Annotated in this window: 13 protein-coding genes and 1 riboswitch; of the genes, 8 read left to right on the forward strand and 5 right to left on the reverse strand. The window is 71.8% G+C overall.

Features of this window, described 5'->3' with window-relative positions; genetic code table 11:
* Positions 1 to 352 precede the first annotated feature (352 nt).
* Positions 353 to 2566: a discoidin domain-containing protein gene (locus ACZ63E_RS16775; RefSeq protein ID WP_465336877.1), complete on the forward strand. Its 2214-nt coding sequence runs from the start codon at positions 353 to 355 to the stop codon at positions 2564 to 2566.
* On the opposite strand, the gene ACZ63E_RS16780 is transcribed toward ACZ63E_RS16775, so the two are convergent.
* Both ACZ63E_RS16780 and ACZ63E_RS16785 read right to left on the reverse strand, forming a co-directional pair.
* Positions 2468 to 3988 (reverse strand): FAD-dependent monooxygenase, encoded by a 1521-nt coding sequence (locus tag ACZ63E_RS16780; protein ID WP_465336878.1) that lies wholly within the window; start codon positions 3986 to 3988, stop codon positions 2468 to 2470. The genes ACZ63E_RS16775 and ACZ63E_RS16780 overlap by 99 nt on opposite strands.
* Complete coding sequence (locus ACZ63E_RS16785; protein ID WP_465336879.1) at positions 3985 to 4947, reverse strand: MBL fold metallo-hydrolase; 963 nt, start codon at positions 4945 to 4947, stop codon at positions 3985 to 3987. Before ACZ63E_RS16785 ends, ACZ63E_RS16780 begins: the two co-directional genes overlap by 4 nt.
* Before the next feature lie 97 nt (positions 4948 to 5044).
* Here ACZ63E_RS16785 and ACZ63E_RS16790 point away from each other — a divergent pair, with 97 nt between their 5' ends.
* Positions 5045 to 5575, forward strand: a complete 531-nt coding sequence (locus ACZ63E_RS16790; RefSeq protein WP_465336881.1) for a MarR family winged helix-turn-helix transcriptional regulator — start codon at positions 5045 to 5047, stop codon at positions 5573 to 5575.
* Here ACZ63E_RS16790 and ACZ63E_RS16795 read toward each other — a convergent pair.
* A complete protein-coding gene (locus ACZ63E_RS16795) occupies positions 5572 to 6177 on the reverse strand; it encodes a GTP cyclohydrolase II (protein ID WP_465312456.1) in 606 nt (201 codons plus the stop codon). The genes ACZ63E_RS16790 and ACZ63E_RS16795 overlap by 4 nt on opposite strands.
* 280 nt (positions 6178 to 6457) lie before the next feature.
* Here ACZ63E_RS16795 and ACZ63E_RS16800 point away from each other — a divergent pair, with 280 nt between their 5' ends.
* Complete coding sequence (locus tag ACZ63E_RS16800; RefSeq protein ID WP_465336882.1) at positions 6458 to 7090, forward strand: LysE family translocator; 633 nt, start codon at positions 6458 to 6460, stop codon at positions 7088 to 7090.
* Positions 7091 to 7120: 30 nt separating this feature from the next.
* On the opposite strand, the gene ACZ63E_RS16805 is transcribed toward ACZ63E_RS16800, so the two are convergent.
* The gene (locus ACZ63E_RS16805) at positions 7121 to 8182 is read right to left on the reverse strand and encodes a cobalamin-independent methionine synthase II family protein (protein WP_465336883.1); all 1062 of its coding nucleotides are present in this window, start codon (positions 8180 to 8182) and stop codon (positions 7121 to 7123) included.
* Positions 8183 to 8473: 291 nt separating this feature from the next.
* Here ACZ63E_RS16805 and ACZ63E_RS16810 point away from each other — a divergent pair, with 291 nt between their 5' ends.
* Positions 8474 to 8740, forward strand: a complete 267-nt coding sequence (locus ACZ63E_RS16810; protein ID WP_465336884.1) for a DUF3040 domain-containing protein — start codon at positions 8474 to 8476, stop codon at positions 8738 to 8740.
* 15 nt (positions 8741 to 8755) lie between these two features.
* Positions 8756 to 9781, forward strand: a complete 1026-nt coding sequence (locus ACZ63E_RS16815; RefSeq protein ID WP_465336885.1) for a DNA polymerase IV — start codon at positions 8756 to 8758, stop codon at positions 9779 to 9781.
* Here ACZ63E_RS16815 and ACZ63E_RS16820 read toward each other — a convergent pair.
* Positions 9778 to 10437 (reverse strand): TetR/AcrR family transcriptional regulator, encoded by a 660-nt coding sequence (locus tag ACZ63E_RS16820; protein ID WP_465336886.1) that lies wholly within the window; start codon positions 10435 to 10437, stop codon positions 9778 to 9780. The two genes, ACZ63E_RS16815 and ACZ63E_RS16820, sit on opposite strands and share 4 nt — an antisense overlap.
* An 86-nt stretch (positions 10438 to 10523) precedes the next feature.
* Here ACZ63E_RS16820 and ACZ63E_RS16825 point away from each other — a divergent pair, with 86 nt between their 5' ends.
* Genes ACZ63E_RS16825 through ACZ63E_RS16835 form a run of 3 tightly spaced genes read left to right on the forward strand, consistent with a single transcriptional unit; the run spans position 10524 to position 12612 of the window.
* Positions 10524 to 11414: an AurF N-oxygenase family protein gene (locus ACZ63E_RS16825; RefSeq protein ID WP_465336887.1), complete on the forward strand. Its 891-nt coding sequence runs from the start codon at positions 10524 to 10526 to the stop codon at positions 11412 to 11414.
* Positions 11415 to 11470: 56 nt separating this feature from the next.
* The gene (locus tag ACZ63E_RS16830) at positions 11471 to 12133 is read left to right on the forward strand and encodes a hypothetical protein (protein ID WP_465336888.1); all 663 of its coding nucleotides are present in this window, start codon (positions 11471 to 11473) and stop codon (positions 12131 to 12133) included.
* Complete coding sequence (locus ACZ63E_RS16835; RefSeq protein WP_465336889.1) at positions 12130 to 12612, forward strand: GNAT family N-acetyltransferase; 483 nt, start codon at positions 12130 to 12132, stop codon at positions 12610 to 12612. The genes ACZ63E_RS16830 and ACZ63E_RS16835 overlap by 4 nt, the downstream gene beginning before the upstream one ends.
* Positions 12613 to 12643: 31 nt before the next feature.
* A riboswitch (S-adenosyl-L-homocysteine riboswitch) is annotated at positions 12644 to 12719 on the forward strand.
* Positions 12720 to 12852: the final 133 nt, after the last annotated feature.

Genomic DNA, 12852 nt, shown 5'->3' on the forward strand with positions numbered 1-12852 from the left:
CGGACGGTCACGGACCACGCCCGCCACTGGTCCGGGAGAACGAATCCCCGCCGGAACCTTGACTACGCCGACATGCGCGCTGTTAACTGCGAACCGCTGGTCGGAACCGGTTCCGTGACCGCCATCCGGATCGTTCCGCCACGACACGCATCTCTTTCGGGCTGACCGGTTCGCGCCGTCGCACCCACCTCGGCACCGCTCTTCCGGCTCACGGCGTCGGGCGAGTGACGAGGCGTGAACCCTTCGCACCACCCGACACCGGCGCGAGCTGTGGGGCTCGCCCGGTCCGCCGCCGCCCGGCACCCGCCGGGCGGCTCTCCTCGCGTTCCCCCTCGCTACAGCAGGCAGGCAGATGAGATCAACGACGTTCTCCCCGGCACACCGCCTCCTCGTCCTCACCACCACCCTCGTCACCGCACTCACCACGGCGGTGGTCGTCGGCTCCGCGCCGGCGCAGGCCGCCGCGTGCGGGAGCACCAACCTCGCGCAGGGCCGCACCGCGACCGCGTCCTCGACCGAGAACGGCGGGACACCCGCGTCCGCCGCGGTCGACGGCAACACCGGCACCCGCTGGTCCAGCGCGTTCAGCGACCCGCAGTGGCTCCAGGTCGACCTCGGCTCCGCGCAGCAGCTCTGCGACGTGGCGCTCACCTGGGAGGCCGCGTACGCGAAAGCGTTCTCCGTGCAGCTGTCCTCGGACGCGACCACCTGGACGACCGCGTACTCGACCACCACCGGCGCCGGCGGCACGCAGACCGTCGCCCTCTCCGGCACCGCCCGCTACCTCCGGATCAACGGCACCCAGCGGGCCACCGGCTACGGCTACTCGTTGTGGGAAGTCGCGGTGCACGGCACCGGCGGCGGGACGACCATCCCGCCGACCGACCCGCGCAACCCGGACCTCGGGCCGAACGTGTCGGTGTTCGACCCGTCGACCCCGGCGTCGACCATCCAGAACCGGCTGACGCAGATCGCGAACCAGCAGCACACGAACCAGTTCGGCAACGAGCGTTACGCCGTGCTGTTCAAGCCCGGGAACTACAACGCCGACGTCAACCTCGGCTTCTACGAGCAGGTGGCGGGCCTCGGCCTCTCCCCCGACGACGTCAACCTCAACGGGCACGTCCGCGTCGAGGCGGACTGGCTGCAGCAGGGTGACAACCCGGCCAACAAGGGCAACGCGACGCAGAACTTCTGGCGCTCCGCGGAAAACCTCTCGGTGACGCTGCCGGCCGGCCAGGTCGAACGCTGGGCCGTCGCGCAGGCCGCGCCCTACCGCCGGATGCACCTCAAGGGCAGCCAGATCCAGCTGTGGAATGGCGGGGACGGCTGGGCCAGTGGCGGCCTGATCGCCGACAGCAAGATCGACGGGGTCGCCGTTTCCGGTTCGCAGCAGCAGTTCCTGACCCGCAACAGCGAGCTCGGCGGCTGGCAGGGCGGCGTGTGGAACATGGTGTTCGTCGGCTCGACCGGCACCCCGCCGGCGTCGTTCCCGAACCCGCCGGAGACCGTCGTCGGGCAGACGCCGGTGATCCGCGAGAAGCCGTTCCTCTACGTCGACGGCTCGGGCAGCTACAACGTGTTCGTCCCGGCACTGCGGCAGAACTCGTCCGGCACGAGCTGGGGCCACGGCGCCCCGGCGGGCCAGTCGATCTCGCTGAGCGAGTTCTACGTCGCGCACCCGTCGGACTCGGCGGCGACGATCAACGCGGCGCTGGCGGCGGGCAAGAACCTGCTCGTCACGCCGGGTGTGTACCACCTCGAACAGGCGCTGAACGTCACGCGCCCGGACACCGTGGTGCTCGGCCTCGGTCTCGCGACACTGCAGCCGACCAACGGGAACGCGGCCATCACGACGTCCGATGTGGACGGAGTGAAGATCGCGGGGCTGCTGATCGACGCGGGCGCGGTGAACTCGCCGGTGCTGGTGCAGGTCGGCCAGCCGGGCTCGGCCGCGAACCACGCGGGCGACCCGACGTCGCTGCACGACGTGTTCTTCCGGATCGGCGGCGCGGCCGTCGGGAAGGCCACGCAGACGCTGGTGGTCAACTCGAACAACGTCATCGGCGACCACATGTGGCTCTGGCGCGGCGACCACTCGAACGGCGTCGGCTGGAACGTCAACACCGCGGCGAACGGCCTGGTGGTCAACGGCGCGAACGTGACGATGTACGGCCTGTTCGTCGAGCACTACCAGCAGTACGAGGTGCTCTGGAACGGCAACGGCGGCCGGACGTACTTCTTCCAGAACGAGATGCCGTACGACCCGCCGGACCAGGGGTCCTGGTCCAGCGGCGGCGGCCGGCAGGGCTGGGCGGCGTACAAGGTGGCCGACTCGGTGACCAGCCACGAAGGGTGGGGGTTGGGCAGCTACTGCTTCTTCAACACCAACCCGTCCATTGTGGCCAGTCACTCCTTCGAGGTGCCGAACAACGGCGGGGTGCGGTTCCACAACCTCGTTTCGGTGTCACTCGGCGGCGTCGGCACGATCGCGCACGTCATCAACGACTCGGGTGACGCCGCGAACACCGGGCACCAGGTGAGCCCGCTGGTCAGCTACCCGTAACACCGCGGCGACGTACGCGTCCGGGCGGACCAGCCAGGCTTCGCCCGGACGCGCACCGAGCACCCCGCCCACCGGAATCTCGACCGACCGTGTTCCCTCGGCAGTCACCCCCGGAGTCGTGAGCAGCAGAAACCCCTGCCGGGCGAGGTCGCGCACCCGTCCACCCGGGACGGTCACGTCCGGCAGCAGCACCCCCGGCCCCGGCGGCGGCAACGCCCCGCGCGGCGGCCGTCCGGCGAACGGCCGAGACGGGTCCGGTGTGGTCAGGGGGGAATCGCTGTACCAGAACGGTTCGGCGAGCCGTCCCGAGTCGACCTCGGCGTGCACACCGCCGGCCAGCGCCCGGTCGCGGCGTTCGCGCCGTTCTTCGTCCTGGGGCACCAGGAAGTCCATCGTCGCCGTGGTCACCTCGGCGTTCTCCACCGCGGCCGCGTGCCGCTCGGTGTGGTAGCTCTCCAGCAGCTCTTCCCCCGCCAGCCCGCGCAGCACCCAGGCCAGCTTCCACGCCGCGTTCTCCGCGTCGGCCACGCCCGAGTTGAGCCCCCGGGCCCCGAACGGCGCGACCAGGTGGGCGCAGTCCCCCGCCAGCAGGACCCGCCCGGCGCGCATCCGCTCGACCAGGCGTGTGTGGAACCGGTACACCGAGCGCCAGACGACCTCGTACGGCCGGTCGCCGAGGATCGCCCGGATCCGCCGGTCCAGCGCCCCGCCGGTCTCCTCGGCGGGGAGGTCGTAGTCCGCCGGGACCTGCCAGTCGATGCGGAACTGCGAGCCGGGGCACGGGTGGATCAGCACCTGGCGGCCGGGGTTCCACGGCGGGTCGAAGTAGAACCGGCGCTCGGCCGCCCAGCCCGGGAGGTCGGCGCGGATGTCGCAGATCAGGAACAGGTCCCGGAAGGACACTCCTTCGAGGTGCAGCCCGAGGGCCTTCCGCACGACGTCACCCCGGGCGCCGGTGGCGGCGATCGCGTAGTCGGCCTCGATCCGGCGCGGCCCGTCCTTCGTCGCGCACTCGACCACGACGTTCCCCGGCTGGGTCAGCCCGGTGACGCGGTGGCCGCGGCGGACGTCGATCAGCGGCTGGGCGGCGATCAGCTCGTCCAAGACCTCCTCGACCCGGGCCTGCGAGAGGTTCACGAACGGCGGCAGGGCCGAGCCGCCGTCCGGCAGGTCCAGCGAGAACAGCTCCCGGTCGCGGTGGAAGGTCCGCGCGGTCGTCCAGGTGAGACCCTCCTCGGCGAGGCAGCCCGCGCCGAGCGACGCCCAGACGTCCAAAGTGTCCCGTTGCTGGCAGATGGCCTTGGACCCCACGGGGTCGCGCACCTCGTGCTCGTCGACGAGCACCACCGGCACGCCCCAGCGCGCGAGCAGCAGCGCGGCCGTCTGGCCGACCGGGCCGCTGCCGAGGACGGCGACCGTCATCCTTGGAGCTGGTCCCAGACTTCGCGGTCGCGCTCGGCGGTCCAGATCACCGGACGCTCCACTCCCGACAGCTCGTCCCACAGCCGGGAGACGTCGAAGGGCAGGCAGTGCTCGAAGATCGGCCACTGCCCGTACTGGTCCACCAGCGCCGCGTGGGTGCGTTCGAAGGCGTCCTTGAGCGTGCCGCCGGCGTCGCGGACCGCGCCGACCTCACGGATCATCGTGGTCAGGAAGTGCCGGGTCTGGGTGATCGCGGCGTCGACGGCTTCCTGGCCGCGGCTCACACCCCCGCGGCCGCCGATGAGCACCTCGGCGCCGAACGCCGCGACGGTGTCCAAAGTGGACGACGACCACTCGCGGTGGAACGCGTCGCCGGTGTACAGCGCGGCTTCGGCCTCGACGAGGTCACCGGCGTAGAGGATCTTCTGCCGGGGCAGCCAGGCCACGAGGTCGCCTTCGGTGTGGCCGCGTCCGCAGTACTGCAGCACGAGGTCGCCGCGATCGCCGCCGAGGTCGATGGTCAGCCGGTCGGAGAAGGTGAGCGTCGGCCAGGTCAGGCCCGGCACCGACTCGGCGGCCTTCGCCAGCCGCGGCATCCGGCCGAACTCGCTCGCCCAGTCCTCCTTGCCGCGCTCGGCGACCAGGGCGCGGGTGTTCTCGTGGGCGACGATGACCTCGGCGTCGAACGCCGAAGCGCCGAGCACGCGCACCGCGTGGTAGTGGCTCAACACCAGGTAGCGCACGGGTTTGTCGGTGTGCTCACGCAGTTTCGCCAGCCACTCGCGCGCGGCGACCGGCGTCGCGAGTGCCTCGAAGCAGACGAGGAAGTCCTCACCCTCGATCGCGCCGATGTTCGGATCACCTTCCGCGGTCAGCGCGTACACGCCGTCGGCGAGCACCTCGAGGGTCTGCGCCTTCTCCGCGAGGTCGGCCGAAGAGGCGAAGGCTTTCTTCGTCATGACGAGCACTCCTTGATCGTCAAAGGTTTGACTATCTGCTCGACAGGCTAGCCCGCCGGACGGCCGCGCGGAACCCCTCGTCCCCTAACCTGAGCCCATGACCGACCGACCGGCCGACCTCGACTACCTCTCGTTCGTCGACTACGCGATCGGGAAGACGCAGGCCGAGCTGCCCACGACCGACCCGGTGGCGATGCGCCTCGGCCTGACGCTGCACCGGCTGACCGGCGCGCTGGTCTACGACTGGGAGTCGACGGTGCACCGCCCGCGCGGCCTGAGCTGGGGCGGGTTCCGGGTGCTGTTCGTGCTCTGGCTGGCGGGCCCGCTCGAGTCCCGCCACGCGGCGCGGCTGGCCGGCATGAGCCGCGCGGCGGTGTCGGCGCTGGTCAAGACCCTGGAGCGCGATGGCATGGTGACCCGCACCCAGGTGCCGACCGACCGCCGGGCGGTCGAGCTGGCGCTGACGGAATCGGGCCACACGGCGGTGACCGACGCGTACCAGGCCCACAACGAGCGCGAGCAGGCCTGGGCGGCGTCGCTCACGCCGTCGGAGCAGGCGGTCCTGATCGGACTGCTGGAGAAACTGACCACGGGCCCGGCGGCCGCGGCGGCCCAGCGCCTGGCTTAGCTGGCCAGCCCGGGCAGGGTGTGCCCGGTCTGCTCGGCCTTCGCCCGGAGGTAACGGACGTTGTTCTCGGTGGCGAAAACCCCGGTCGCCACCTGACCACGCACCAGGATCCCGGCGGCCTTGAGCTGCGCGGCCTTGTCGGGGTTGTTGGACAGCAGGTCGATTTCCCGCACACCGAGAGCGTCGAGCATCTGCGCGGCAACGGTGTAGTCGCGGGCGTCTTCGGGCAGCCCGAGCGCGGCGTTCGCGGCGTAGGTGTCGAGCCCGCCGTCCTGGAGCGCGTAGGCGTCGAGCTTGTTGTAGAGCCCGATCCCCCGGCCTTCCTGCCGCAGGTAGAGCAGGTAACCCCCGACCTCGGAGATCTTCTCGACGGCCTCCGCCAGCTGCGGCCCGCAGTCGCACCGCGCGGACCCGAAGACGTCCCCGGTCAGGCACTCGGAGTGCGGCCGCACGAGCGGCACGTCCCCGGGTGTCCCGAGAACGAAGGCGAGGTGCTCACCATCGTCGGCGAGCCCCCGGAAGGTGACGGCCTCGGCGTCGACCGCGAGGCCGCCGTCGAACCGGAGCGGGATCCGCACCCGCGTCCGCACCTCAGCCACCATGCCCTCACCCCTGGTCTCGCCCACAAGATCGACCCTACCGGAAGTTGAGCGTCGAACTTTCGGGTCGGGTCGCACGTCACTGGGGCCAACACGGGGTGGCCGGTGGATCTTCCCGGGCTCGCGCGGCGGTACTGACGGTGCCGGCTCGGACACAGCGGATGCGGCGCACCTCGGCGATTCGATCGGGAAGCGGAGTCCGTCCATCCGGGATCGGTCGCCGAGCGCAGGCCTCCTGCACCTGCACCGAAAATCAGTTCGGCGCGGGTCGTATCCTTCGGCCATGATCCCCGGTGCCACCGCCGCTTCGTTCCTGCTGGTCGTAGTCCTCGGCGCGATGTCCCCCGGACCCGACTTCGTCGTCGTGACCCGGACCTCCCTCACCGGCGGCCGCCGGGCCGGGATCGCCGCCGGGGTCGGGATCGCGCTCGGCGTTTTCGCCTGGGTCGTCGCCATCGCGCTCGGTGTTGCCGCCGTGCTCACCGCTTCGGCCGTCGCCTTCAGCATCGTGAAGCTGATCGGGGCCGGCTACCTCGTGTACCTGGGTGTCAAAGCCTGGCTCGCCGTGCGCCGCGGGGAGTACCGGGACCTGCGAAGCGACAAACCGACCACCCCGCTCCACGCCGTCGCCGCCTTTCGGCAGGGGCTCTTCACCAACCTGCTCAACCCCAAGGTCGCCGTCTACTTCCTCGCGCTGCTCCCCCAGTTCCTGCCCGCCGACGGCTCCACTCTGCAGACGCTCGAGCTCGCCGTCATCGCCACCGCCGGCACCGTGCTCTGGTTCGCCACCCTCGCCCTCGTCGTCGGAGCCCTCAAGCGGTTCTTCGCCGACGGGCGCGTCCGGCGGGGGCTCGACGCCGTGCTCGGCAGTGTGCTCGTCGCGCTCGGGGTCAAAGTCGCCGCCGAAACGGCGTGAGGGCCCGCCGGAGCGGGCCCTCACGCACCGTCAGCCCAGCTTTTCCGCCGCCAGGCGGGTGCCTTCGACGCGTGCCTTGATCTTCGCGAACGCGATGTCGCGTGAGGTCGACGTGTCGTCGGCGAACGGGGAGAATCCGCAGTCGTCGCAGGTGCCCAGGCGCTCGGCTGGGAGGAACTTCGCCGCCGTGAGCACGCGGTCGCGGACCTCCTCCGGGGTTTCCACCCGCGGGTCGATCGGGTCGATGACGCCGACGAACACCCGCTGGTCCGCCTTCAGGTTGTCCGCGATGACCCGCAGCGCGCGCTCCGGCTCGGCCTCGCTGGCCAGCTGGACGAAGAAGCGCCCGGCCTTGAGGTCGAACAGCGTCGGGAGCAGGTCCGCGTAGTCGACGTCGAGGCTGTGCACGGAGTCCTGGTCGCCACCCGGGCAGGTGTGGACGCCGATCTTCGCGCGCTCCTCCGCCGTGAAGCGGTCGAGCACCGCGTTGTTGAGGTCGACGAACTGCCGCAGCAGCCCGCCCGACGGGTCCAGCTTCAGCGAGAGCCGGCCCTCGGTGAAGTCGATCTGCACGCTGTCCGCGCCGGCGTCGAGGCTGCGCCGGATGTCCGCCTCGGCCTCGTTCACGAGGTCGGCGACGAACTGCTCCTGGGTGTAGCCGTCGATGCCGTCGGCCGGGTAGATCAGCGAGACCGCCGACGCGGCGATCACGGCCTGCTTGACCGGCTTGCCGGTGAGCGCTTTCGCGCGGGTCAGGTACTCGTCCGCGTGGGTGGCGTAGCGGAACGGGCCCGCGGTCAGCCGCGGCAGTTGCCGGGTGTGGCCGTCGGCGAACGGGATCACGACGCCGTCGGGCGCCAGCGCGGTCAGGCCGGCCAGCGGGTACGTCGCGAAGCTCGGCTTGCCCTGCTCGCCGTCGGTCAGCACCGGCGAGCCGGTCTCCTCGAGCCGGGTGATCGTGTCGGCCAGCGCGCGGCTTTCGAGGTCCGCGAGCGCGGCGGCGTCGATCCGCCCGGCGGCGAACTCGCCGAGGCCCGCGACGAGGTAGTCGGGACGCGGGATGCTGCCGATCGGCTCGGTGGGCAGGGTCATCAAGTCCTCCAGCTGCTCGAAGGTCCTGACCGGTCACCCCGGGCGCGAAGCAGGAGCCGGCCACCCGTCCCCAACGGCCGCCCCCACGGGACGTCCCTTCCGTCGTCCGGGCCTCGACCGGCCACGTTCAGGGGGCAACGTAACGTCCCCGGTACCGGTTACGGAGCGCAGATCACCCGTACGGCGCAGTAAAAAGCATGAAATGAGAAGGCATTCGGCGGTTCGTCCGCGCGACGATTGGGTATTCGCTCTGGCGATACGGCGGGTTCGGCGCCGAAGGAGTACTCCCCGATGCTCAGTCACCACGAACGCACCGAGCTCGAGAAGATCGAGCGCAGTCTCGAGCTCAGCGACCCCGACCTGGCCACCGCCCTGCGCGAGGGCAAACGGCGCCGGAAGCCGCGCGCCCTCCGCACCGCCCTGCTGATCGCCCTCGACGTCACCGCCGTGGCGCTCCTCGTGGTCGGGCTGATCCTGCCCGACCCCGGGGTCACGCTCTGCGGGATCCTCGCCCTCACCGGCGCCGTCTGGACCCACGTGGCGCGCCACCGCGTCTGAGGCGAGACTGGGCCCGTGAAGTGGGTCCTGCACGTCGACCTCGACCAGTTCATCGCGGCGGTCGAGATCGCCCGCCGCCCCGAGCTGCGCGGGAAACCCGTGGTCGTCGGGGGCGCCGGGGACCCCACCGAACGCGCCGTCGTCGCGACGGCGTCGTACGAGGCGCGCGCGTTCGGGATCCAGTCCGGCATGCCGCTGCGGATCGCGGCGAAACGCTGTCCCGACGCCGTTTTCCTGCCGAGCGACCCGCCCGCCTACCTCGAGGTGTCGGAGCGCGTGATGGCGGCGCTGCGGGAGTTCCCGGTGGTCGTCGAGGTGCTGGGCTGGGACGAGGCGTTCGTCGGCGCCGAGACCGACGACCCGGAGGCGCTCGCGGCCGCGCTCAAGGAGGCGGTGGCCGCCGAGACCGGCCTGTCCTGCGCGGTCGGCATCGGGGACAACAAGCTGCGGGCCAAGCTCGCCACCGGGTTCGGCAAGCCGGGCGGGATCTTCCGGCTGACGCGGGAGAACTGGTGGGACGTCATGGCCGAGCGCCCGACCGACGCGCTGTGGGGCATCGGCGGCAAGACGGCGAAGAAGCTTGCCGAGCTCGGCATCACGACGGTGCTCGACCTGGCCGGCGCGGAGGCGGCGGCGCTGGCCGCGCGGTTCGGCCCGAAGACCGGACCGTGGCTGCGGTTGCTCGGCGGTGGCATCAGCGACGCCGAGGTCAGCGCGACACCGTACGTGGCCCGCTCCCGCAGCCGCGAGACGACCTTCCAGCGCGACCTGACCGACCCGGCCGAGATGGCGGCGGAGGTGTCGGCGCTGGCGAAGCGCGTCACGCAGGACGTCCTCGAGGAGGGCCGCCCGGCGGCGCGGGTGGCGGTGAAGGTCCGGTTCGCGCCGTTCATGACGCACACACACAGCATCACCCTGCCCGAGCCGACGTCGGACGCCACCGAGATCGACCGGGCGGCGCGCGAGGTCCTGGGGATGTTCGAGCTGACGCGGGCGGTGCGGCTGCTGGGTGTCCGGGCCGAGTTCCCGCGCGAAGACTAGAGCTCGTCGGGGAGCGGCAGCGGCCGGTCCGGGTCCAGCTCCACCCCGCCCGCCCGCAGCGTGTGGTCGAGCATCGCCCAGATCGTGCCGGTCAGCTGGTCGGTCAGCTGCGCCAGGCTGAGCGCGCCCGGGTGATCGAGCCAGCGGGTCGTCGCCGACTCGACGTAGCCGACCAGGCCGAACGCGATCGTGTCCGCCGGCGCCGGGTCCAGGCCGAACGCCGCCAGGTAGCCGGTGAAGAGGCGGCTCAGGTGCCGCGCGATCGTGCCGCGGACGTCGGTCGCGGTCACCGGCGCGCCGGGCAGCGTGCGGGCCAGGTAGCGGTGCAGGTGGGCGTGCTCGGTCAGCCAGCGCAGGTGCGTCGAGATCACCGTGGAGATCATCCCGTTCGGCGACCCTTCGGGGTGCCAGAGCGGCCGGAGCTCGGCGGTGACCAGCTCGGCCGCGCGTTCGGCGATCGCGCGCTGGAGGTCGGCCGCGCCGTCGAAATGCCGGTACAGGCGGGTGCGGGCGACACCGGCGCGCTCGGCGATCTGCTCGGTCGAGACGTCCGGGCCGTGCTCGGCGATGGCCGCGAGCGCGGCGTCGACGAACTCCGCGCGCCGCCGTTCCTGCTGCCCGGCCCAGCGCGCCGCCCGTCCGTCGACCTTGGTCACGGCGGAAGCCTACTCACGGCGCGCCGGGCGGTGTACGCTGCCGAAGTAGCTAGTACATCGCGTACCCCCTACTTTCGGAGGCCGCCATGGGCGTCGAGGCCCAGGACCGGGACGTCACCGCGGCCCGCCTGCTGAAGAGTTCCGCGAAGAACTCCTACGACCCGTACGTCGACATCGACTGGGCCGCGCCGCTCGCCGAGGGCAAGGCGTACATGCCGCTCGAGCGCGTCTCCCTCTACGGCACCGACCTCTGGGCGAAGCTGACGCCCGAGCAGCGGATCGAGCTGTCCAAGCACGAGATCGCCAGCATCATGAGCGTCGGCCTGTGGTTCGAGATCGTGCTGATGCAGCTGCTCGCCCGGTACGTCTTCGACCTCGACGCGCGCACCGAGCACGCGCAGTACGCCATGACCGAGATCGGCGACGAGACCCGGCACTCGGTGATGTTCGCCCGCACCGCCGACCGGCTCGGCGTCCCGCGCTACGGCGTCCCGCAGGTCGTGCACCGCGCGGCGAAGGTGTTCGGCGCGACCGCCGCCGGGCCGTCGATGTTCGCCAGCGTGCTGGTCGCCGAGGAGACCACCGACCGGCTGCAGCGCTCGATGATGGACGACGACGGGATCCAGCCGCTGATCCGCTCGGTCAACCGCATCCACGTCGTCGAAGAGGCCCGGCACGTCCGGTTCGCGAAGGAAGAAGTGCTGCGGGAGACGCCGAAACTGTCGAAGGCGGCCCTGCAACGGCACCGGCTGCGGACCGCGCTCGTCGCCTACGGCGTCATCGACAGCATGGTCGACCCGCGGATCTACCGGAGCGTCGGAATCCCCGCGCGCGATGGCCGAGCGGCGGCGCTGGCGAACCCGCACTTCCACGAGACACGGCGCTGGATGGCCGCGAAGATCGTGCCGTTCCTGCGCGAGACGGGGCTGATCGGCGGCCGCTCCGAAGGCATCTGGCGGCGCGCGCACCTCGTTTGAGAGCCAACCGGAAAAATCCCGTCCCGCCGGCGGCCCGGGTCCGCCACGATTGCCGGGTGACCGAAGAAACCCCGCTCGGACCGGCGGTTCCCCGGCGCCGCCCGCTGCTCGCCCGCCCGGTCGCCACCGGCCTGATCGGGGTCCTCGCCGGCGCGTTCCTGGTCGGGGTGCCCTGGCTGGTGCTCGGCCTCTTCGGGGACGAGCCGAGCGGCCGGGAGCTGACCGCGCCCGCCGCTCTCGGCGGGCTGACCCGCGCCCAGGACGCGATCGCGAAGGTCGACAAGGTCCGGGGCCAGGCCCAGATCGACCGCGTCGGCAAGACCGACCGCGAAACGGGCAACCGCGTGTCGGCGGCCTACGGCGGGGCGGGCGCGGTGGTGCAGCAGTACCAGGACGACCGGCTGCTGCGGTCGTTCCAGCTGATCGCCGTGCGCGCGTCCTCGCCGGAGCTGTTCGCCCCGTTCGAGGACGTCCAGGCCCTCGGGGTGGCCAAGCCGAGCACCGAGCTGGTGAGCATCGGCGACGTCGGGTGCCTGGTGCACAACGACCCGGCCGCGCCCGGCTCCACCCCGGACCCCGACCGCTCGTTCGTGCTGAGCTGCCAGCGCACCGGCCCCGGCCTGACCGTCACCGTGCGGAGCCTGGCCACCGAAGGCAACCACGACCCGCGGGAGCTGGCCGGGATCGTCGAGCAGGCATGGCAAGAGCTCAGCGCATGACGACCGTGCGGCTCGCCCGCGCCGACGACGAGGCCGTGCTCGCGAAGCTCGACGAGCGCACCTGGACGACGGCGGTGTCCCCCGCTCCCCCGCCGCCGCCCGGCACGCCGTTCTTCGGCGACGGCACCCGGCCGGAGAACGTCCTCGTCGCCGAGCACGACGGCGCGGTCGCCGGGTACGTCCGGCTCGACGCGGGCTTCCCCATCCCCGCGCACCGGCACGTGCTGGTGGTCGGCGGGCTCGCCGTCGACCCGGACCGGCGCCGGCTCGGCATCGCGCACCGGCTCGTCGACGCCGCCGTGGCCGAGGCGCGCCGCCGGGGCGCCCGGAAGCTGACGCTGCGCGTGCTCGGGCACAACACCGCCGCGCGCCGGCTCTACGAGCGCTGCGAATTCACCGTCGAAGGGGTGTTGCGCGCGGAATTCCACGTCGACGGCGAGGACGTCGACGACGTTCTCATGGCGTGCGTGCTCGCTTGACAGCTTCCCGGCGGTTTTGCCATCCTGGTTGCGGGCCGAGAGGCGCTGCGACGGAATCCTTTCCGCCACGCTCGGCCCGGACCACGACCCAAGGGCGCCTCCTTCACGGGAGGTGCTCTTTTTTGTTGCGCGGACTCAGACCCTCGGCCCTCGGCGGCCGCGCCTAGCTCCAGCCCCGCACCCGTTACGGCACCAGCGTGCCGCGATCAGTGCTGCCCTTTTCCGTTTTTTCCATCCCGA

Source organism: Amycolatopsis sp. NPDC104819 (assembly GCF_055583145.1).

Excerpts from the sequence above, each read along its gene's own strand:
- ACZ63E_RS16780 (WP_465336878.1), bottom strand. The coding sequence starts at position 3,988 with ATGACGGTCGCCGTCCTCGGCAGCGGCCCGGTCGGCCAGACGGCCGCG.
- ACZ63E_RS16835 (WP_465336889.1), top strand. The coding sequence starts at position 12,130 with ATGACGACCGTGCGGCTCGCCCGCGCCGACGACGAGGCCGTGCTCGCG.
- ACZ63E_RS16805 (WP_465336883.1), bottom strand. The coding sequence starts at position 8,182 with ATGACCCTGCCCACCGAGCCGATCGGCAGCATCCCGCGTCCCGACTAC.
- ACZ63E_RS16790 (WP_465336881.1), top strand. The coding sequence starts at position 5,045 with ATGACCGACCGACCGGCCGACCTCGACTACCTCTCGTTCGTCGACTAC.
- ACZ63E_RS16810 (WP_465336884.1), top strand. The coding sequence starts at position 8,474 with ATGCTCAGTCACCACGAACGCACCGAGCTCGAGAAGATCGAGCGCAGT.
- ACZ63E_RS16795 (WP_465312456.1), bottom strand. The coding sequence starts at position 6,177 with ATGGTGGCTGAGGTGCGGACGCGGGTGCGGATCCCGCTCCGGTTCGAC.
- ACZ63E_RS16800 (WP_465336882.1), top strand. The coding sequence starts at position 6,458 with ATGATCCCCGGTGCCACCGCCGCTTCGTTCCTGCTGGTCGTAGTCCTC.
- ACZ63E_RS16775 (WP_465336877.1), top strand. The coding sequence starts at position 353 with ATGAGATCAACGACGTTCTCCCCGGCACACCGCCTCCTCGTCCTCACC.
- ACZ63E_RS16785 (WP_465336879.1), bottom strand. The coding sequence starts at position 4,947 with ATGACGAAGAAAGCCTTCGCCTCTTCGGCCGACCTCGCGGAGAAGGCG.
- ACZ63E_RS16825 (WP_465336887.1), top strand. The coding sequence starts at position 10,524 with ATGGGCGTCGAGGCCCAGGACCGGGACGTCACCGCGGCCCGCCTGCTG.